20 protein-coding genes are annotated in these 20,193 nt (G+C 67.3%); 12 read left to right on the forward strand and 8 right to left on the reverse strand.

Annotated elements, in window-relative coordinates; translation table 11 throughout:
• Position 1: 1 nt before the first annotated feature.
• Together NUV79_RS21985 and NUV79_RS21990 are read right to left on the reverse strand one after the other, a co-directional pair.
• Positions 2-1,063 (reverse strand): Ldh family oxidoreductase, encoded by a 1,062-nt coding sequence (locus NUV79_RS21985; protein WP_257735205.1) that lies wholly within the window; start codon positions 1,061-1,063, stop codon positions 2-4.
• Positions 1,064-1,133: 70 nt separating this feature from the next.
• Positions 1,134-2,144 carry an amino acid ABC transporter substrate-binding protein gene (locus NUV79_RS21990; protein ID WP_257735206.1) on the reverse strand — a complete coding sequence of 337 codons (1,011 nt, stop codon included), beginning with the start codon at positions 2,142-2,144 and terminating at the stop codon, positions 1,134-1,136.
• A 184-nt stretch (positions 2,145-2,328) separates the two neighbouring features.
• Here NUV79_RS21990 and NUV79_RS21995 point away from each other — a divergent pair, with 184 nt between their 5' ends.
• The 3 genes from NUV79_RS21995 to NUV79_RS22005 are packed head-to-tail and all read left to right on the forward strand — an operon-like array spanning position 2,329 to position 5,007.
• A complete protein-coding gene (locus tag NUV79_RS21995; RefSeq protein ID WP_257735207.1) occupies positions 2,329-3,126 on the forward strand; it encodes an HpcH/HpaI aldolase family protein in 798 nt (265 codons plus the stop codon).
• A 13-nt stretch (positions 3,127-3,139) separates the two neighbouring features.
• Positions 3,140-4,063 (forward strand): cupin domain-containing protein, encoded by a 924-nt coding sequence (locus NUV79_RS22000; protein WP_257735208.1) that lies wholly within the window; start codon positions 3,140-3,142, stop codon positions 4,061-4,063.
• Positions 4,064-4,074: 11 nt separating this feature from the next.
• Complete coding sequence (locus tag NUV79_RS22005; protein ID WP_257735209.1) at positions 4,075-5,007, forward strand: DUF6282 family protein; 933 nt, start codon at positions 4,075-4,077, stop codon at positions 5,005-5,007.
• Between the two features lie 66 nt (positions 5,008-5,073).
• On the opposite strand, the gene NUV79_RS22010 is transcribed toward NUV79_RS22005, so the two are convergent.
• From NUV79_RS22010 to NUV79_RS22030, 5 genes are all read right to left on the reverse strand, one after another.
• Positions 5,074-6,060, reverse strand: a complete 987-nt coding sequence (locus NUV79_RS22010; RefSeq protein ID WP_257735210.1) for a Bug family tripartite tricarboxylate transporter substrate binding protein — start codon at positions 6,058-6,060, stop codon at positions 5,074-5,076.
• 87 nt (positions 6,061-6,147) lie between these two features.
• Positions 6,148-6,951 (reverse strand): DNA-binding transcriptional regulator, encoded by an 804-nt coding sequence (locus NUV79_RS22015; protein WP_257735211.1) that lies wholly within the window; start codon positions 6,949-6,951, stop codon positions 6,148-6,150.
• A gap of 87 nt (positions 6,952-7,038) precedes the next feature.
• Positions 7,039-8,022 (reverse strand): NAD(P)H-quinone oxidoreductase, encoded by a 984-nt coding sequence (locus NUV79_RS22020; RefSeq protein ID WP_257735212.1) that lies wholly within the window; start codon positions 8,020-8,022, stop codon positions 7,039-7,041.
• The gene (locus NUV79_RS22025) at positions 8,019-8,660 is read right to left on the reverse strand and encodes a fumarate hydratase C-terminal domain-containing protein (protein ID WP_257735213.1); all 642 of its coding nucleotides are present in this window, start codon (positions 8,658-8,660) and stop codon (positions 8,019-8,021) included. Before NUV79_RS22025 ends, NUV79_RS22020 begins: the two co-directional genes overlap by 4 nt.
• Entirely contained in the window at positions 8,657-9,526 is an 870-nt protein-coding gene (locus NUV79_RS22030; RefSeq protein ID WP_257735214.1) for a fumarate hydratase, read from the reverse strand. The genes NUV79_RS22025 and NUV79_RS22030 overlap by 4 nt, the downstream gene beginning before the upstream one ends.
• Before the next feature lie 237 nt (positions 9,527-9,763).
• Between NUV79_RS22030 and NUV79_RS22035 the strand changes: the two genes are divergently transcribed.
• Positions 9,764-11,215, forward strand: coding sequence for an aromatic amino acid lyase (locus NUV79_RS22035; protein ID WP_257735215.1), 1,452 nt, complete (start codon positions 9,764-9,766; stop codon positions 11,213-11,215).
• Between the two features lie 4 nt (positions 11,216-11,219).
• On the opposite strand, the gene NUV79_RS22040 is transcribed toward NUV79_RS22035, so the two are convergent.
• Positions 11,220-11,903, reverse strand: a complete 684-nt coding sequence (locus NUV79_RS22040; RefSeq protein WP_257735216.1) for a GntR family transcriptional regulator — start codon at positions 11,901-11,903, stop codon at positions 11,220-11,222.
• Between the two features lie 319 nt (positions 11,904-12,222).
• Between NUV79_RS22040 and NUV79_RS22045 the strand changes: the two genes are divergently transcribed.
• The 8 genes from NUV79_RS22045 to NUV79_RS22080 are packed head-to-tail and all read left to right on the forward strand — an operon-like array spanning position 12,223 to position 20,191.
• Positions 12,223-13,755: an ABC transporter substrate-binding protein gene (locus NUV79_RS22045; protein WP_257735217.1), complete on the forward strand. Its 1,533-nt coding sequence runs from the start codon at positions 12,223-12,225 to the stop codon at positions 13,753-13,755.
• Positions 13,752-14,708, forward strand: coding sequence for an ABC transporter permease (locus tag NUV79_RS22050; RefSeq protein WP_257735218.1), 957 nt, complete (start codon positions 13,752-13,754; stop codon positions 14,706-14,708). Before NUV79_RS22045 ends, NUV79_RS22050 begins: the two co-directional genes overlap by 4 nt.
• Positions 14,705-15,523, forward strand: coding sequence for an ABC transporter permease (locus NUV79_RS22055; RefSeq protein ID WP_257735219.1), 819 nt, complete (start codon positions 14,705-14,707; stop codon positions 15,521-15,523). The genes NUV79_RS22050 and NUV79_RS22055 overlap by 4 nt, the downstream gene beginning before the upstream one ends.
• A gap of 50 nt (positions 15,524-15,573) precedes the next feature.
• Complete coding sequence (locus NUV79_RS22060; RefSeq protein WP_257735220.1) at positions 15,574-16,398, forward strand: creatininase family protein; 825 nt, start codon at positions 15,574-15,576, stop codon at positions 16,396-16,398.
• A gap of 53 nt (positions 16,399-16,451) precedes the next feature.
• Positions 16,452-17,507, forward strand: a complete 1,056-nt coding sequence (locus NUV79_RS22065; RefSeq protein ID WP_257735221.1) for an extracellular solute-binding protein — start codon at positions 16,452-16,454, stop codon at positions 17,505-17,507.
• A gap of 10 nt (positions 17,508-17,517) precedes the next feature.
• Positions 17,518-18,567 carry an ABC transporter ATP-binding protein gene (locus NUV79_RS22070; protein ID WP_257735222.1) on the forward strand — a complete coding sequence of 350 codons (1,050 nt, stop codon included), beginning with the start codon at positions 17,518-17,520 and terminating at the stop codon, positions 18,565-18,567.
• Entirely contained in the window at positions 18,564-19,406 is an 843-nt protein-coding gene (locus NUV79_RS22075) for an ABC transporter permease (protein ID WP_257735223.1), read from the forward strand. The genes NUV79_RS22070 and NUV79_RS22075 overlap by 4 nt, the downstream gene beginning before the upstream one ends.
• Positions 19,403-20,191 (forward strand): ABC transporter permease, encoded by a 789-nt coding sequence (locus NUV79_RS22080; RefSeq protein WP_257735224.1) that lies wholly within the window; start codon positions 19,403-19,405, stop codon positions 20,189-20,191. The genes NUV79_RS22075 and NUV79_RS22080 overlap by 4 nt, the downstream gene beginning before the upstream one ends.
• Positions 20,192-20,193: the final 2 nt, after the last annotated feature.

Below are 20,193 nucleotides of genomic sequence, written 5' to 3' on the forward strand. Positions count from 1 at the left end.
CCTAGGTCGCGGCAAGAGCTTCGGGAACGGCGACGCCGAGGCGGCCGGCATGGCTGCGCAGCGCTTCGAGCGTCTCCCTGGCGAGAGGGCAATGGCCGGTGAAGCGGCTGCGGGCCTGAGCCGCGCGGTCGCCGGGAATGCGGACAGGCGCCGCTCCGGGTGCGACCCGCGAGGCGCGGACGCGGCCGGCCAGCCCCGATGCGGCTGCCGCGAATTCCGCAGGCGGGCGCAGGCCCTCGATCCGGATCGCCAGGAACAGGTTCGCGCTGTCGTAGGGGCGAGCCATGTCGCCATACAGCGGCTGCACGGCCTCGCCCATGCCGCCGCCAGACAAGCCGCCGGCAATGAGATCGATCATCAGCGCGAGGCCGAAGCCCTTGGCCCCAGCCGCAGGCAGGAGCGTGCCCTTGAGTGCCTCCAGCGCATCGCGGGTCGGCAGGCCGTCAGTCGTCTGCGCCCAGCCTTCGGGGATCGGCTCGCCCTTGTTGGCCGCTAGCCTGATCTTGCCCAGGGCGCCGGCGCTCATCGCGAAATCGAGCACGACGGGCTCGTCGTTGGTTGGCACGGCGATCGCCAGCGGGTTGTTGCCGATGACCGCCTCCGTTCCGCCGAGGGCGGGCAGCATCGGGCGGGTGTTCGCCATCACGATGCCGATCTGGCCGGCGCGCGCGATCCTGCGGGCGAAGCGCCCGGCAGCGCCGAAATGGAAGGCCTTGCGGACAGCGGCCAGCGCGAGACCATGGGTTTCGGCGCGGGCGATAGCGATATCGCAGGCCTTCTCGGCAGTGACCTGCCCCAGCCCGTTCCCGGCATCGATGGTCAGACGCGCGCCCTGATCGACGACGATTTCGCCGGTGGCACGGGGATCGACGGAACCGCCGGCGATCCGGGCGAGATACATCGGCAGATGCAGCAGGCCGTGCGAGGGCAGGCCCTCGCTATCGGCCTCGACGAGCGCATCGGCCACGATGGTGGCATTGTCGAGCGGTGCGCCGGCCGCTTTGAGGAGCGCGATGGCGAAGCTTTTCAGGCTTTCCGCCGGATAGAGATTGGAAGCCGCCATCAGCCTATCCTCGATGCAAGACGCCCGGCGCTGTGGCCGGGCGTGGTCGTCAAACGCGTGATCGCTGTGCTCAGCGCACCGGCGGAGCGTATTGCAGGCCGCCCTGGGTCCAGAGCTTGTTGAGGCCGCGCCCGATGCCGAGCTTCGAGCCCGTGCCGACATTGCGCTCGTAGACCTCGCCGTAATTGCCGACCTGCTTGACGATCTGCTGGGCCCAGTCCGGCTTCAGCCCCATGGACTCGCCGAAATTGCCGTTGCCGCCGAGCAGGCGCTGGACTTCTGGCGAGCCGCTGGTCTTGAGCCCATCGGCATTGGCGGAGGTGACGCCGAGCTCCTCGGCCACGATCATGCTGTAGAGCGCCCAGCGCACGATGCTGGTCCAGGTCTCGTCGCCCTGGCGCACGACGGGGCCGAGCGGCTCCTTCGAGATCAGGTCTGGCAGGATGACGTATTCGGCCGGGTTCACCAGCTTCAGGCGATAGGCGGAGAGCGCCGAGACGTCGTTGCTGAACACGTCGCAGCGGCCGGATTCGAAGGCTTTTGCGACCTGATCGCCGGCCTCGAAGGCGACGCCCTCGTATTTCATGCCGTTCGCCCGGAAATAATCGGCGATGTTGAGCTCCGTCGTGGTGCCCGTGGGCACGCAGACCGAGGCGCCGTTCAGGTCCTTGGCGGAGGCGATGTTCGCGGATTTGCGGACCATGAAGCCCTGACCGTCGTAATAGGCGACGCCGACATAGCGCAGGCCCATCTGGGTATCGCGCCCCAGCGTCCAGGTCGCCTGCCGGGAGAGGACGTCGATCTCGCTGGTCTGCAGCGCGACGAAGCGGTCCTTGGGGCTGAGCGGCGTGAAGCGTACCTTCTTGGCGTCGCCGAGCACCGCCGCGGCGACTGCGCGGCAGATATCGACGTCGAAGCCACCCCAGAGCCCCTTCTCGTCCGGCACCGAGAAGCCGGCCACGCCCGGGCTGACGCCGCAGACCAGTTCGCCGCGCGCCCGGACGTTCTCGAGCGTGCCGGCGGCGGCGGGCAGGGCGGAGGCGGCAAGCAAGCCGGCGAGCAGCAGGAGGCGCTTCTTCATTTGGATGGCCTTTCAGACGGTGCGATCCGCCGTTTCGTTGATCCCGGCGTGATCCTGCCGGCTTTCTGACCCAGGGGCAGTTGCGCATCGGTGCATTTCGTCAAGTGAAACGAGGCCAATTCCAGCCGCGTGCGGCTCCGGTGATGCCCATCATCGCAACCATCGAAAACCGGCAGGTCGCATCATGCAGGAACCCGCACCGAACAGCTTCCGCCAGCGCCTGCTCAGCGGCGCCTTCCTGGCCGGTAGCTTCATCAAGACGCCGACCGCCCATGCGACCGAAATCCTCGGCTTCTGCGGTTACGACTTCATCGTCGTCGATCAGGAGCACGCGCCCTTCGACCGGAATGCGACGGATATCGCCCTGCTGGCCGCCCGCGCCGCCCGCATCGCAGGCGTCGTCCGGGTGCCCACGCTTTCGGCTGATGCGATCCTCTCCGTGCTCGATTGCGGCGCCGAGGGCGTGCTCGCGCCCCATATCGCCACGGTCGCCGATGCCGAGGCGCTGGTCGCCGCCTGCCGCTACCGGGGCGGCAAGCGCGGCTTCTCGGGCGTCACCCGTGCCGGCCGCTATGGCGGATCGAAGATGTGGGACCTCGTCGATGCCTCCGATGCGGCTGTGGCCGCCATCGCGATGATCGAGGACCCCTCCGCGCTAGAGCGGATCGACGATATTCTCGCGGTCGAAGGGCTCGATGCCGTCTTCATCGGCCGCGGCGACCTGACCGTCGCGTTCGGGGCGCCCAATCGCGATGCGCCGGTCATCCGTGATGCGGTCGATACGATTTTCCGGGCCGCGAAGGCTGCGGGAAAGCCAGTCTGCGTGATGACCGACAATGGCGAGGAATCTGCCGCCTTCGCCGAGCGCGGGGCCAGCGCCTTCATCCTCTCCTCGGACCAAGGGTTCCTGCGCAAGGCCGCGAGCGACACCCTCTCACAGATGCAGGCCGCCCGGAGCCGGGTCGAAGCTTCCGCGCGATAGGAGAACCGAACCCGTGTCCAGCTATCCCTCCAGCGACCCCCGCTCGCAACTGGCGACGCAACCGGCCGCCAAGGCTCCTGCGGTCAAGGCTTATGCCGGCGCCAATTATGCACGCTTCTACGCCGAAGCCCCGCAGCAGGCCGGCGATGGGTTCAAGACTTGGCTGGCGCGCGGGCAGAACTTCATCGTCGCCTATTCCGATGTCGAGGCCGATGCCTTTCTGGAACGCCCGGCGCAGCCCGACGAATACTGCCTGATCCTGCCGGAGGAGGCGCTTGGCGCAACGGTCACGGCCGGGGCTGAGACGGTCGAGGTGCCCGGCCGTTCGATCGCCTTCATCCCGCCCGGCGCGTCGAAGGTGACGGTGGCCGGCAAGGGGCGCCTGATCCGCATCTTCTCCAGCGCCGCGCCCGATCTCGCCGCCGCCTGCTCCAATGCGGCGTCCTATGCCGAGCCCCATGCCAATGTCGCGCTGCTGAAGCCCTGGCCGGAGCCGCGTGGTGGTTGGAAGGTCCGTGTCTACAACCTGGATGTCGATGCCGGTGGCACGGGGCGTTTCGGCAGCATCTTCCGTTGCACGACGCTGATGGTGAACATGCTCGATCCGCGCTTCGGCCTGCGCGACATCACCACGCTCTCGCCGCACCATCACGACGATTTCGAGCAGGGTTCGCTCGTGATCGACGGCGGCTATATCCACGATATCCGCTGGCCCTGGACGCCGGACATGCGCATCTGGCGCGAGGACGAGCACGAGCTGATGGCCGCACCCTCGCTCACCGTGATCCCGCCGCCGTCGATCCACACCTCGCGCTCGGTCCTGCCGGGCCTGAACCAGATGATCGACATCTTCTCCCCGCCCCGCCTGGATTTCTCGCTGAAGCCCGGCTGGGTCATCAACGCCGCGGATTATCCGATGCCCGGCGAAACCGCGTGAGGGCCACGGACATGAACGCCACCGCTACCAGCGCCGATGCGCGCAGCCGCCAGATCGCCGATCTCCTGGTCGGCGCGGTCGACCTGCACTGCCATAGCGGCCCGGCCGCGATGCCGCGCATCCTCGACCATCACGAGGCGATGCTCGACGCTGCCGCCGCGCAGTTCCGCGCCGTCGTCTACAAGGACCATTTCTATCTGGGCGCCGCGCACGCGATCCTGCTGGAGAAGCTCGTGCCGAATACCGGCGTCAGGCTGTTCTCCGGCATCGCGCTCAACAACGCCTCGGGCGGCTTCAACCCGCATGCGGTCGATCATGCGATCAAGCTCGGCGGCAAGATCGTCTGGCTGCCGACGCTCGCGGCCAAGAACCATATCGACGTGCTCGCCTCCGGCGCGGTGAAGACCTTCCCGAAGACGGCGCAGAAGATGCTCGATCCGATCCCGCTGACGGCCTTCGGCCCGGACGGCAAGCTGATCGACGAGGTCAAAGTGATCCTCGACCTGATCGCCGAGGGTGACATCATCCTGGCCGGCGGCCATCTCTCGACGCCGGAGCTTTTCGCTGTGTTCGAGGAGGCCAGGGCCCGTGGCGTGAAGAAGCTGCTCGTCAATCACCCGACCTACATGGTCAACAACTGCAGCGATGCGGAAATCCGTCACCTCGTCGGGCTCGGCGCGGTGATGGAGCATTCGATCTGCATGTTCGTCGAGGGCAAGTCCAAGAAGTTCGACCCACCGGAGCTGCGCCGGGTGATCGAGGTCGCCGGCGTCGAGAACACCGTGCTTTGCTCTGATCTAGGTCTCGTCGGCTCGCCGCGCCCGATCGACGGCTATCGCGAGATCATCGGCCATCTGCTCGACCTGCAGTTCACCGAAGCCGAGATCAAGCGGATGACCGGCGGGCATGCGGCGGAGCTGCTGGGGCTCGATCAGGCCGCCTGAGGACGGAACGAAAAACGGCCCGGATCGCTCCGGGCCGTTCTGCTTTGGATCGTGATTGCTTCACGCTCAGTCGAGCGTAATGCCGGCGGCCCTGATCACATCGGCCCATCTGGCGATTTCCATCGCTTGCGCCGTGCGCATCGCGGCTGCATCGCCGCTGCGGGCACGCACGCCGATCACGGCGAGCTTGTCGCGGCCTTCCGCGCTTTCGACATAGGCGCGGGTGATCGCGGCGAGGCGCGTCACCACCGGCTCCGGCAGGCCCTTGGGGCCGACGAGGCCGAACCAGCCGGCCGTGTTGACATCGGGCAGGCCGGCCTCCGACAGCGTCGGTACCTCCGGCAATTGCGGCGCGCGCTGGTCACTGGTGACCGCGAGCCCGCGGATCGCGCCGCTTTTGACATGGGGGATATAGGCCGGGATGAAGTCGACCGCGACATTGACGGTGCCCGCCAGCAGGTCCGTCGCCAATGGCGCCGAGCCGCGATAGGGCACATGCGTCATCTGGAAGCCGGCCTTGCGCTGGATCAGCTCGCCGATCATGTGGCCCATCAGGCCGAAGCCGGGGCTGCCGAAGGTGAGCTTGCCGGGATTGGCTTTGCCGTAAGCGACGAGTTCCGCGAAGGACTTGGCCGGTACGGACGGGTGCACGGTGACGATGCCCTGGACGTCGCCGAGCAGGGCGATCGGCGTGAAATCGGCGAGCGGATCGAAGTTCAGCGTCTTGTAGAGCAGCTTGTTGGTCGCGAGCGGCCCCGAGGACGAGAACATCAGCGTGTAGCCGTCGGGTGCGGCGCGAACCACGCTGGTGGCGGCGATATTGCCGCCGGCACCGGTCTTGTTCTCGACGATGAAGCCCTGGCCGAGCTCGCCACGCAGTCGATCCGCCAGCAGCCTTGCGACCACGTCGGTCGAGGCGCCGGCTGGGAAGGGCACGACGATATTGGTCGCGCGGCTCGGCCAGGCGTCGGCGAAGACCGGGCCGTTGCCCGTCAGGACACTTGTCCCGGCGATGCCGGCGATAAAGCTGCGGCGTGAGAGCTGTCGCTCCATTTCTGAATTCTCCTCCCCAAGGCGCCACTGCGGACGCGTTGGGCGGAGACTAGGGGCGCGCCGCCACGAGGCTGCGGAAATGGGGCGTCATTTCTCACCTTGAAACGCAACGCCCATGGATTGCGAGAGCGCCTCCAGTTGCGCCTCGATACTGGCGGCTGCCTTCTTCAGGGGATGGATGATTCGCGCCTTGTCGTCGGGATTGGCGACGGCCGCACGGAAGAAGGTGACGCCGAAGGTCGCGAGCACGCGTTCGCCGAGCTTGATCGGGACCGCGATCGTCGCCGAGTTGCGCGGCTCGACGGCGGTGTCCCGCTCGGTATAGCCGCGCCAGCGGGCCTGCTCGATCAATCGTGCGACATCCTCGTCGGTCAGGCTGCTGTTCTCGGCATCGGGAGAGGCGCGCATCGCGGCGAGCAGGACTTCGCGCTCCTCGGCCGGGCAGAAGGCGAGATAGGCGCGCCCGAGCGCCCGACCGCCGAGGCTCAGGCGATAGCCGAGCGTCGCGTGGAAGGGTGAGATCGGGCTGTCGGGGATCGTGCTGAAGCGGACGATGACGGCGTCGTAATCGAGCAGGCAGACGGTGCAGGGCCATTTGATCTGGCGGGTCAGTGCCGTAGCCCAGGGCCGCGCCGCCTCGATCACCATCGGCGCGCCATGGAAGCCCGAGCTCAGTTGCGTGACCTGCGAGGTGACGAGATAGCCGCGCATGCGCTCGTCGCGGGTGACATAGCCGGCCTCGATCAGTGTCTCCAGCAGGCGCACGATGGTCGGCTTCGGCAGGCCGGTGCGGCGGTGCAGTTCGCCGACGGTCGCCGGGCTGGAGCGATTGACCTCGGTCAGCAGCCGCAGCGCCTTGAGGACGGATTGAACGGGCGCGAAGGAGAACACTCTGCAGGTCCGGCGTAGCGAAGACGAACGCCGACATTAGTGCAGAATGCTCCGGGTTTGCGCGCGGTATTTCGGGGCGGGGACCCGTCAGCCCGGCATGGTCAGGACGACCTTGCCGATCTGCTCGCCGGCATCCATCAGCGCATGCGCGTCGCGGACATCGGCCCAGTCGAAGGTCGCGCAGATATGGCTGCGGATCCTGCCATCGGCGAGCAGGGGCCAGGCATGTTCCAGGAGCTTGGCCGCGATCCGGCCCTTATAGGCGGCGTCGCGCGGGCGCAGCGTCGAGCCGGTCAGGGTCAGCCGACGGCGGACGATGTTGCGGACATTGACCTCCGCCGTCTGGCCGAGATGGCTGGCGATCAGCACGACGCGGCCGTCGGGGGCGAGCAGGCCGAGCTGCTTCTCGGTATAGGGGCCGGCCTGCGCGTCGAGCACGACATCGACCTTCTCCTTGCCGATCGCGGCCTCGATCTCGGCGACCCAGTCGGCGCGGTAATCGAAGGCATGATCGGCGCCGATCTCCAGGCTGACGGCGCGTTTCTCGGCCGAGCCCGCGGTTGCGATCACGCGGGCGCCGCGCAGTTGCTTGGCGAGCTGGATCGCGGCCATGCCGACGCCGCTGGTGCCGCCCTGGACGAGCAGGGTCTCGCCCTCACTCAGCCGGCCGAGCCAGATCACGTTGTTCCAGGCGGTGAAGAAGACCTCCGGCAGCGCAGCGGCCTGCGCGAAGGAGAAGCCATCCGGCAATGGCAGGCATTGCGAGGCCGGCACGGCGCAGAACTCGGCATAGCCGCCGCCATTGGCGAGCGCGCAGACGCTGTCGCCGGGCTTGGGCCAGCTTACGTCGGCGCCGACAGCCTCGACCACACCGGCGACGTCGAGGCCGGGCAGATCGGTCGCACCGGGCGGCGGCGGATAGAGGCCGCGCCGCTGCTGGATATCGGGACGGTTCACGCCCGCGGCACGGACGCGGATCAATACATCATTTGGGCCGAGTTCGGGCCGCGGGCGCTCGCCGAAGGCGAGGACCTCCGGGCCGCCCGGCTTGGTGATTTCGATCACTTTCATCGCGATGTCTCGTTGTTGCCCGCAGAGGGGTGAAGCAGTTGCAGGATGTCGGGCATCCGCTCGCGCGCCGAAGCCATGAGGCGCTCATAGATCGAATTGCCGTGGGCATCGATGGCGACGATGACCGGGCCGAAGCCGTCGAGCCGGATGCGGTTCAGGCGGAACTGCATGATCAGGTCGATCCAGGCGCAGTCTGTCACGGCCTGAACACCCTGGCTCAGCAGGGCCGAGGCGCCGCCGACGAAGGAGAAATAGACGCAGCCGACCTCGCGCATCGCCTCGACGCTCTCGCGGCCGAGCCCGCCCTTGCCGCCGGTCGCGCTCAAGCCCAGCGACCGGATCAGGGTCGGCATCAGATGGTCGAAGCGGCTCGACGTGGTCGGGTTGACGTAATGGAGCGGGCCGGGGCCGTTCGCTGCCTCCTCATAGCTCACGCCCATGTGGAAGAAGGCGCCGCCGTGCAGCGGCAGGGGCAGTTCCCGGCCGGCTGCGAGTTCGGAGACCATGCGTTTCTGGGTGGGCATGCCGACGGTCGCGACCGCGTCGCCATCGAGCAGGACGACCTCGCCGAGCTTCAGCGATCGCGCGTCCTCGCGGGACAAGGGCAGGGTGAGGCGGCGGAGCGGCGGATTCGTCATTCGATCCGCTCCACCACGCCGGAATTGTGGATGCGGGCGCGGGTGCGCCGGTTGATCCAGCAGTTGAAGGAGACCGCGACCGGCGTGAAGCCATGGCCGGAGGCGTATTCGATATGGACGCCGAAGGTCGTCGTCGAGCCGCCGACGCCCATCGGGCCAAAACCCATCTGATTGACCGCGCGGGTCAGGCGCTCCTCCATCGCGGCGACCATCGCCTCGGGATTGCGTTCGCCGAAGGGGCGCAGGGTCGCGTCCTTGGAGAGCTTGGCGGCATGGTCGAAGGTCCCGCCGATGCCGACGCCGATCACGACCGGAGGGCAGTGCTGTCCCCCCGCGCGTAGGACGAGCTCGAGGATGCAGCGCTCGATCTCCTCCAGGCTCGGGCTGACCAGGGTCTCGATCGCGGCCCAGCGTCCGCCGCCCAGCGCCTTGGGCGCGCAGGTGATGTCGAGATAGTCGACATCACCGATCAACTCGCAGGAGACGAGCGGCATGTCCTTGCCGTGGAAGCTGCGCTCATTGGTCAGCGGGTTGGTGACGAAGCGCAGGAGCGGCGGCTGGATCGTGCGGACGAGATCGGCAAAGCCGTCGACGATCGCCTGGCGGATATCGCCTTCCATGCGGGCGCCGGAGCCGATCTTGAGGGTGTAGCTGGGCACGCCGGCATCGGAGCAGAGGAACTTGCCGGTCTGTTCGGCGCGCTCGGCGCTGTCGAGCATGAAGGCCAGTGTCTGGCGGGCCTGCGGCTCGGTCTCCGTCGTCAATGCCTTGCGGAACTCCGTCTTGGAGGATTCCGGAATGCGGCGTAGCGACCAATCGTAGAGATTGGCCGTGACCTCCTTGACCAGATCGTAGGTGATCGCCATGCGCTTGCGTCCGTTTCGATGGCGCGAAACTAGCCGATCCCGGATGGGTGACCGGGCAGGCAGGTCTTCATTTCAATCAATGAAATGAAGACGTTTCGCCGTTGCGCTCTTCGGCTTCCCGGCCATCACGGAAACGGTCAGGGCTGCGCGTGCGGTGTTACGCAGGCACGTTGAAAACAAGCCGGGTGAAGGGGGGCTCCCCAAACACCAGGCAGTCTTGCTGGGGACGGAGTTGCCATGGATCACGTGGATATCACCGGTTTCGATCTCACGATCGATCAGCTCGTCCGCGTCTCCCGAGAGAAAGTGCCGGTCTCGGTCACGGCGGAGGCGGTCGAGCGGATGAAGGCCGCCCGCGCCGTCGTCGACAATGCCGTGGCGCGCGGCGAGAAGGTCTATGGCGTCACGACCAGCGTCGGCGCCAAGACCGGCGTGCCGCTGGCGCCGGACCGGATCGGCGAGTTCAACCGCCGCCTGCTGCTGACCCATAATGTCGCGCATGGACCGCTCGCGCCGCATCAAGCGGTGCGGGCGATGATGGCGGTGCTGCTGAATTCCATGGCAAGCGGTCGCCTCGGCGTCAGGCCGCTGCTGGCCGAACGGCTGGCTGCCGCCCTGAACGAAGGCCGCGCGATCGACGTCCATATCTGGGGCTCGATGGGTCAGAGCGACATGGCGCCGATCACCGATCTGGCGCTGGCGCTCTACTCGGATATCGAATTGCAAGCCGGCGAGGCGCTGGCGATGCTGAATTCCAGCGCGCTTGCGCTCGGCACCGCGGCGCTGGCGATGGCCGATCTCAAAGATGTTCTCGATCAGTGGAGCCTGATCGCGGCGCTCAGCATGGAAGGCTTCGCCGCCAATCCCTCGATCGTCTCGAACGCCGCCTTGCAATCGCGCCCCTTCGCCGGGCTGAAGCGGCATGGCGAGCGCATCCGGGCCTATCTCGCGGGCAGCTATCTCTTCGCCAAGGGCGGGCCGCGCCATCTGCAGGACCCGCTGAGCTTCCGCTCGCTGCCTCTGCTCCATGGCGCGGCCGCCGACAGCATGGCTTTCGCCTATGGGCAGGTCGAGGCCGAGCTCAGCGCGAGCCAGAACAACCCGATCGTCTCTATCGAGGAGCAGGCGCTGGTCTCGGTCGCGAATTTCGACACAGTGTCGCTGTCGATGGCGCTCGACATTGCCCGGCTCGGCTTCGCGCCAGTGATGACGAGTTCGGCCGAGCGCGTCGCCAAGCAGGTCGATTCCTTCTGGTCGGGGCTCACCGTCGGGCTGATCGAGGAGGACGGTGTCGGCCTGCCCGGCTTCAACGGGCTGGCGCAATTCCACAAGGCGATCACCTCGGAGGCGCGGCTCGCGACCGCGCCCGTGGTGCATGAACTCGCCAGCTCCAGCCATTCCAACGGGAATCTCGACCGGGCCGGCATGGCCGGGCTCGCTGCCCGCAAGACGGCTGAGGTCGCCTCGCTCTGCCGGTCGATCGCGGCGGTCGAATTGATGGTCGCGGCGCAGGCGGTGGAGATCCGGAAGGCGACGCCGCTCGGCGCCGTCACGGGCAGGCTTCATGCGCTGGTGCGGGAGGCGGTGCCGTTCGCGGCAGCGGGCGATCGCGTGCCCCATCTCGATCCGCTGCTGCGGCATCTGGGCGAACGCCGCGATGCCGTCCGGACCCTGCTGGAGCCGGTCTGACGCGTCAGATCTCGCCGGCCTGCTCCGGCAGGCGCGAGATCACGCCGACGATCGGGCGCAGGTGCTGTTCGAGGATCGCCAGCGCCTTCTCCTCGTCCCATTCGGAGAGGGCGGCGACCAGAGCGTGGTGCTCCTTGCTGATCCGCACGACGCGGCTCGGGTCGGTGTTGATGGCCGTCATCGCGACGCGCTGCTGGCGGGCACCCAACGACTGGTAGAGCTCGGACAGCACGACATTACCGACCGCCGCGATCATCACGAAATGGAACTCGCGGTTGAGTTCGACGCGGTTGAAATAGTCGCCCTGCGGCAGGCGCTCCAGCTCGGCGAGGATCGCGTGCATGTCTGCGGGCAGCGGCAGTTCCTCGCGGCAGATGCGGCGGATCGCATGACCCTCGATCATGCGGCGGGCTTCATAGAGGTCGAGCAGCTCCTGCGCCGTCACCTGCCGGACGAGCGCGCCGCGGCGCGGCAGGAGATCGATGAAGCGCTCGGCCTCCAGGCGGTGGAACGCCTCACGGACCGGCGTTCGCGACACGCCCAGAGCCGAGGAAATCTCTTCCTCCTCGATGAAGCAGCCGCCGAGGAAGCGGCCGCGCAGGATCTGCTCGCGCACATAGAGATAGACCCGTTCCCGGGTCGGCTTCCCGCGCAAGGCAGCCATCTCGTCCTGTTCGATCATGGCCATCGACATCGTGCCCCTTTCGCTCTTCCATAGGGCTTTCGAGAGTAGACAACAAAAAATCCGCCACGTATACATGACGCATCAAGAGCGTGGCTCATCTGTTCGTCTACAGTGAAGTCGCGCCGGGGAACCGCATGACCGTGCACGCCATCATCGCGACAGAGAGCCGGAGTCCGGGCCGTTTGGCCAGGCGCGACCGGTCCTGTCGGCTTGCTGGCGCGGTTATTGCTCGCATCCGCCCGGCTCCGCCCTTCCCGCCATCGGGACGCGACAGGGCATAACGCCCCGCGGACAGCCGGACCCAGCAGCAGAGGATCAGCCGATGACCATCTCTCGCCGTTCCGTCCTTGGTGCCGGTCTTGCCGGTCCGCTGCTGGCCTCGCCCTTCCTGATCCGCCCCGCCAGTGCGCAGCGCGCCGCCGGCATCATCCGTTACGGTCTCTCGGCTTTCCCGCCGAACCTGCAGCCCTGGGTCTCGACGGGCGCCTCGGCCGGCACGGTCAAGATGCTGATCAACCGCAGCCTCGTCTCCTACGATGCGAAGGGGGAGCTGCGTGGTGAGCTGGCCGAGTCCTGGTCGCGCGATGCCGATGGCGCCTGGGTCTTCAAGCTGCGCAAGGGCTGCGTCTTCCACAATGGCGAGCCGGTCACGGCCGATGACGTGAAATGGTCGATCGAGCAGATCGCCGGCGAGAAATCGACCGCCTACATGCGCACGCAGTTCCAGCTGATCGAGCGCGTCGACATTCCCGATCCGCAGACCGTGCGCCTCGTCACCAAGGAGCCTCAGGTCACGCTGCCGAGCTGGTTCGCCAATTACAACACCTTCATCATCTGGCGGAAATCGAACGCGAACGAGCCGATCGGCGCCGGTCCCTTCCGCCTCGTCGGGCAGGAGCGCGGCAGCTCGGTGGAGCTTGCGGCCTTCGACAAGTTCTACAAGCCGGGCATCCCCAAGGCGAAGGGCATCAAGTTCATCGTCTATGCCGACGAGAACCTGCGCAACGCGGCGCTGATCTCGGGCGATGTCGACATGATCGAGTATGTGCCGTGGCAGTCGATGGCGACGGTCCAGGCCGACCCGCGCCTCAAGCTCGACACGCAGGAAGGGCCGTTCATGGACGTGCTCTTCAACGGCACCAAGCCGCCGTTCAACGATCCGCGCGTGCGCCGGGCCGTCGCCCATGCGGTGAAGCGCGAGGATATCGTCAAGGTCGCCTTCTTCGGGCGCGGCAAGCCGCTCGAAGGCGTGCCGATCGTCGAGGGCACGCCCTGGTACGACAAGGAATTGGCGCATGGCTGGAACTACGATCCGGCCCGCGCCAAGGCGCTGCTGACGGAAGCCGGCTACGGCAATGGCTTCCAGACCACGCTGCTCGCCACCGCCCAGTTCGGCATGCACAAGGATACCGCCGAGATCGTCCAGCAATATCTCGCGGCCATCGGCATCCAGGCCGAACTGCAACTGCCGGACTGGTCGACGCGGGTCAGCCGCGGCACGCGCGGCCAGTACGACATGGCGATCCATGGCGTGTCCTCGGACAATAACGACCCGGACGGGCTGACCGTGGTGCTCGATACCTCGCTCTCGCCGACGCATGGCCGCTCCTTCAAGGTCGATGCGCCGCGCACCATCGCCGCGCTCGCCAGGGGCCGGGCTGAATTCGACCAGGCCAAGCGCGTCGAGATCTACAAGGAGATGCAGCGCGCCGCCCTTGAGGAGGTGCCGCTGGTCGGCCTTGCCTGGCGCGAGCAAGGCTACGGCATGGACAAGGGCATCAAGGGCTTCGCCAACCTGCCCGGTGCGCTCTCGACCTCCTCCGGAAACCAGCTCGAGGAGACGTATTTCGGATGAGCGCGGCCTGGCTCGGACGGCGGCTTTTCCTGACCCTGGCGATGGCATGGGTCGTCGCGACGATCGTGTTCCTGGCGCTGCACATGGTGCCCGGAGACCCGGCCGAATTGCTGCTTTCGACCTCCGGTGCGATGCCCGATCCGGCGACAGTGCAGGAATTGCGCGAGAAGCTCGGGCTCGACCAGCCACTCATGGTCCAGTACGGCCGGTTCCTGGCCGGGCTGGTTCGCGGCGATCTCGGCACCTCGCTGGTCGACGATTATCCGGTCATCCAGGAAATCGCGCTCCGGCTGCCGCGCACGCTGGAACTGATTCTGGCGGGAACGCTGATCGCGGTGGCGATTGGCGTGCCTGCCGGCGTCTATGCCGCTGTTCATCGCGGCGGCACCTTCGACCGTGTCGCCTCCTGGATTACCGCGCTCCTGCTCGCAGTGCCGGTCTTCGTCGTCGGCACGCTCCTTGTGCTGCTGCTGGCGCAGACACTTCGGGTGATGCCGGCGGGCGGTTTCGTCCCCTTCGCACAGGACCCGGGCCAGCATCTCAAGCTCCTGACCCTGCCGGCCATCGCCATCGCCAAGGGGCTGGCCGCCGTGCTGTTCCGGATGACCCGGGCCGCGACGCTCGATGCGCTTGCCCATGACTATGTCCGCACCGCCCGCGCCAAGGGGTTGTCGCCGCGGCGGACCCTCGTGGTCCATGTGCTGCGCAACGCACTGAATCCGGTTGTCACCGTGCTGGGTCTCCAGATGGGGACCTTGCTCGGCGGCACTGTGCTGGTCGAATACGTCTTCAACTGGCCCGGCCTGTCGACGCCGCTGCTGCGCGCGGTCGAGGGGCGCGACTATCCGATGGTGGTCGGCATCATCCTGACGATCTCCGTGCTGTTCCTGCTCATCAACCTCCTCGTCGAACTGCTGCATGCGGCGATCGATCCAAGGGTGCAGCACGGATGAAGCGGCGCGGCATCAAACGGCTCATCCTGCCCGGCAGCATCGTCGCGGCGATCCTGCTCGTCGCGATCGCGGCGCCCTTGCTGCCGCTGCCCGATCCGATCCGGCAGGACGTGGCGCGGCGCCTGGCCGGGCCGATGGCCGGCTCCTGGCTCGGGCGCGACGAATTCGGCCGCGACGTGCTCTCGCGGCTGGTCTGGGGTGCGCGCACCAGCCTCTCCGTCGCTTTTGTCTCGGCTCTGTTCGCCGGTCTCGTCGGCATCACGCTCGGGCTGATCGGCGGCTGGGCGCGCAGCTGGGGCGCTTTCCTCACCGTGCGCAGCGTCGAGATCATCATGTGCTTCCCGCCGGTGCTGCTGGCGCTGCTGGTGGTGACCCTGCTCGGGCCGGGCGCCGGGACGCTGATCCTGGTGCTCTCGGTGCTCTACCTGCCGGGCTTCGCGCGGGTGGCCTATGCCGAGGTGCTGGCGGTGAAGGGGCGCGACTATGTCGAGGCGACGCGGGCGCTCGGCGCCACCCAGTCGCACCTGCTGTTCCGCACCGTGCTGCCGAACATCGCAGGGCCGCTGCTGGTTCAGTTCTCTCTCGCCGTTGCCGCTGCGGTTGTGATCGAGAGCGGCCTGTCCTTCCTGGGGCTCGGCGTGGTGCCGCCGGCGCCGTCCTGGGGGCTGATGATCCGCGGCGCGCGCTCCACGATGGAGCAGGCGCCTTTGCTGCTGCTCTGGCCCTGCGCCGTGCTGACCCTGACCATCCTCGCGATGAACCTGCTCTGCGATGCTTTGCGCGACGTTCTCGACCCGCGCACCAGCGAACGCTGAAGACCTAAGCCTATCCCAAGGCAAGCTGATTTCGAAGGAAGGACCACGCCATGGCTACCAAGACCGATCCCCTCGTCCATATGGGCACCATCACGGGCGGGGAGGCGCGCGAGCTGCTGAAGTCCAACCCCGTCATCCTGCTGCCGATGGGCAGCCATGAGGACCAGGGCCCGCATGCGCCGATGGGTGACTATCTGCTGGCCGAGAAGATCGCCGAGCTTGCCGCTTTGCAGGCGAGCAAGGCTGGCACGCGCACGCTGGTCGCGCCGGTGCTGCCCTATGGCGGGGCCGACTGGTTCGGCCCGATGATCGGCGGCATCGCCATCTCGCAGGGCACGCTGACCGCCGTCATCGCCGAGATGGTCGACTCGCTGCATCGCAACGGTCTGACCCGGATCATCGTCATCAACGGCCATGGCGGCAATGTCGGCCCGATCTCCGAGGTCGCGCGCGAACTCTATCAGCGCGAGCGCATCGTACTGCCGAGCCTTTATCTCTGGCGCATCGCCTATGGCATGCTGCCGGGCATCGTCGGCGCCGAGAAATCGGCGAAGGTCTCCGGCCATGGTGCCGATCCGCTGACCAGCCTCGGCCTGCACCTCTTCCCCGAGCTGATCCGCAAGGACTTCATCCCGGCCGGCAAGCCGATGAAGCGCGATCCGGTCCTCGACCTGCCCTTCACGGGCTTGGGCACCGCGAGCTTCGATGGCGCCGAAGTGGGCATGCCCAACGAATATGACGAGGTCTATCATGACGGCGTCGGCAAGGGCGATCCGACGCTCTGCTCGGCCGAGACCGGCGTGCAGCTGGCCGAGAAGCTGACCGATGTCTGCGCCCGCTTCATCGCCCATTTCGCGTCGAAGGTCCCGGCCTGAGCCGGCAGCTCGCCAACCAGCCGCCCGAGGCGGCGCCACAGCAGGAGATTGTCATGCTCACCCGCCGCCTCGTCCTCCGGTCCGGCCTCGCGACCATCGCGATGCCGGCCGTCCTGCGGGCCCAGACGCTCTCGGGGCAGATCACGCTGATGTCCTATGCGGGCATCTTCCAGGACAATTACACCAAGGCGGTGATCGAGCCGTTCCAGCAGGCGCATCCCGGCGTGAAGGTGAACTACGTGCCCGGCGGCACCTCGGCCCAGATGGTCGGCAGTGTCCGGGCTCAGAAGGCCGATCCGCAGACCGATGTGGCGATCATGGACGTCACCACCTCCAGCATCGGCAATCTCGAGGGGCTGTTCGAGAAGCTCAGCCCCTCCGAGTTCCCGGTGTTGAACGAGCTCCTGCCGGAAGCGCGCGCGGCCGGTGGCGAATTCGGCCCGGCGGTAACCTTCGATCATCTCGTCCTCGTCCAGGACGCGGCACTCAATCCCCAGCTCGCCAAGCTCGCCGATCTCTGGCGGCCGGACCTCAAGGGCCAGATCGCGCTCTCGGCGCCGCCGAACATTCAGGGTCTCGCACTGACCGCCATGACCGAGAAGATGGAAGGCGGCGACTATCGCAAGTCGATCGATGCCGCGATGAAGCGGCTGAAGGAGCTCGCGCCGAGCGTGAACACCTTCGACCCCAACCCGGATGGCTATTCGCTGATCCTGAACGGCGTGGCCAAGGTCGCGACCGGCTGGAATGCCCGCGCCCAACTCTATTCCGACCAGACCGGCGGCAAGATCAAGGCGTTGCTGCCCCCAGAAGGCTCGGTCTTCCAGATCAACACCATCAACCTGACGGCCGGTTCGAAGAACCGGGCTGCGGCCGCCGCCTTCGTCGCACATGCGCTGTCGCAGGGCGCGCAGAAGGCCTTCACCGAGCGGATGTTCTACGCGCCGACCAATGCCAAGGCCGATATCGACGCCAAGGCGCTGGCGCGCACCGCCGCCTCGCCGGAGAATCGCGCGCGGATGATCCCGGTCGACTGGAACGAGGTCCTGAAGGTGCGCGACCAGTGGAACAACCGCTGGCGCCGCGAGGTCATCTCGGCGGCACGTTGAGCGGCAGGCGATGAGCTATCTCGAACTCGCCGGGCTGCAGAAGCGCTACGGCAACTCCGTTGCGGTCGACGACGTCTCCTTGTCGGTGGAGCAGGGCGAATCCGTCGCGCTGCTCGGCCCCTCCGGCTGCGGCAAGACCACGACCCTGCGCATGCTCGCCGGGCTGATCGAGCCTAACAAGGGCACGATGACGCTCGACGGCAGCGAGATCACCAGGCTGCCGGCCCATAAGCGCAACATGGGCTATGTCTTCCAGTCCTATGCGCTGTTCCCGCATCTCTCGGTCGGCCGCAACATCGCCTTCGGCCTTGAGGAGCGCGGCGTCTCCCGGGCCGAGATCGACAAGCGTGTTCAGGAGGGGCTGGCGCTGGTGCGGCTTTCCGGGCTTGCACAGCGGCGTCCGAAGGAATTATCCGGCGGCCAGCAGCAGCGCGTCGCGCTGGCCCGCGCGCTGGTGATCCAGCCCTCCGTGCTGCTCCTTGACGAATCCTTGTCCAATCTCGACGCCAAGCTGCGCGACGCGATGCGCCACGAGATCCGTTCGATCCAGCGCTCGCTTGGGATCACCACGCTGTTCGTCACGCATGACCAGGTCGAGGCGCTGACGATGTGCGACCGGATCGCGGTGATGCATCGCGGCCGCATCGCTCAGATCGGCAATGCCGAGGATATCTACGACCGGCCCGCGACGCGCTTCGTGGCCGAGTTCGTCGGACGGGCGAACGTGCTGCCGCTGGCGCGCGACGCGCAGGGCCGCGCGACCGTCTGGGGACAGGCGGTGCCGGTCGAGGCGGCTGACAATGCCGATCTCTTCGTCCGGCCGCAGCGCATGCGGATCGTGCCGGTTTCCGAGCCGGCCGGCGGCGATGCGGCACGCCTGACCGGACGGGTCCTGCGCAGCGTCTTCGTCGGCGATCATGTCGAGGTGCTGGTGGAAGGCACTGGGGGCCAACTCACGGTCGAGATGCCTTCGGGCTCGGCTGCGCCGGCCGAGGGCACCGAGGTCGCGGTGGTCTGGCCGCGGGCCGAGAGCCGCGTCTTCGCGCGCGAGGCAGCATGACCGCCTCGCATCGCCTGCCGCTGCTGCTGATTCCGGCGACGCTGTTCCTGCTCGCCATCTATGTCTGGCCGTCGCTCGGGCTGTTCCGCAACGCCTTCAATGAGGTTGGGCCGACCGGCGCGATGGTCGAGGCCTGGTCGCTGGAGACCTGGCGCGCGACATTCCACGACAGCTTCACCTTCGAACTGACGCTGAACTCGCTTTGGCTTTCGGCGGTGTCGACGCTGATCGCGCTGTGCCTGGCCTATCCGGTCTCGCTCTTCCTGTTCCGTACCGATTCACGCTTTCGGGGTCTGCTCGCGGTGGTCGCGATCATGCCCATGCTGGTCTCCGGCGTGGTGCGTGTCTTCGGCTGGCTCGCCATTCTCGGCGACCGCGGGCTGGTCAATACGACGCTGCAATCGCTCGGCCTGATCTCGACCCCCTTGAAGCTCGTCTTCAACTGGACCGGCGTCACCATCGGCCTCGCCGAGAGCATCATGCCCTACATGATCCTGGCGCTGCTTGCCGGCTTCGGCCGGCTCGACCGCACGCTGGAGGAAGCGGCGCGCTCGCTTGGCGCCTCGCCGTTCCGGACTTTCCGGCGCGTCACGCTGCCGCTCAGCCTGCCGGCGATCGCGCTGGCGGCGGGCTTGGGCTTCGTGCTCTCGATGTCGGCCTATATCACGCCGAAGCTGCTCGGCGGCGGTCGCGTCTTCGTGCTGGCGACGGAAATCTTCGAACAGGCGACGACCAATACCAACTGGCCGGTCGCGGCGGTGCTGGCGATCTACACGCTCGTCCTGCTGCTTGCCCTGCTCGTGGTCTCCAACGTGGTGGCGCGGAGGCTGCAGCGATGACCGGTGCGGGGCGCGTTCTCTCCAGCTTCGCGGCGCTGGTCTATATCCTGATCCTGGCGCCGATCGTCGTCGTCGTCATGCTCTCCTTCTCGGCGGATAATTTCATCCTGTTCCCGCCCTCCGGCTATTCGCTGCGCTGGTTCAGGCAGCTCGCCGGTAACGAATCGTTGCTGGCCGCGCTTTGGCTCAGCGTGCGGATCGCGGCGGTGGTGACGCTGCTGTCGCTGGCGGTCGGTGTGCCCGCTGCGCTCGCGCTGGCGAAGGGGCATTTTCCCGGCAAGGACGCGCTGACCGGCTTCTTCCTGGCGCCGCTCCTGCTGCCCACGCTGATAACCGGCCTCGCGCTGCTGCTGTTCTTCTCGCCGCTCCGGCTCACCGCGACGCTGCCCGGCCTCGTGCTCGGCCATATGACGGTGACCGTGCCCTTCGTGATCCGAATGATGACGACGGCGCTTGCCAACCTGCCCGACGATATCGAGGCCGCCGCCGCCACGCTTGGCGCCACGCCCTGGCGGGTGGTGCGGCGGGTGACGCTGCCGCTGGCCACGCCCGGCCTGATCGCCTGCGCCTGCCTGTCCTTCCTGCTCTCCTTCGACGAGACGGTGATCTCGCTGTTCATCGCTGGTCCACGCGCCTCGACCCTGCCGGTCGAGATGGTGCGCTATGTCGAAGGGCGCACCGATCCGCTCATCGCGGCCCTGTCCGTGGTGCTCATCGTCGCGACGCTCGCCGTCGTTCTCGTGGTCGAACGCCTGGTCGGCGTCGCCCGTGCCGTAGGGAAGTAGGA

This window comes from Allobosea sp. 47.2.35, from assembly GCF_024655635.1.
Lineage (GTDB): Bacteria > Pseudomonadota > Alphaproteobacteria > Rhizobiales > Beijerinckiaceae > Allobosea.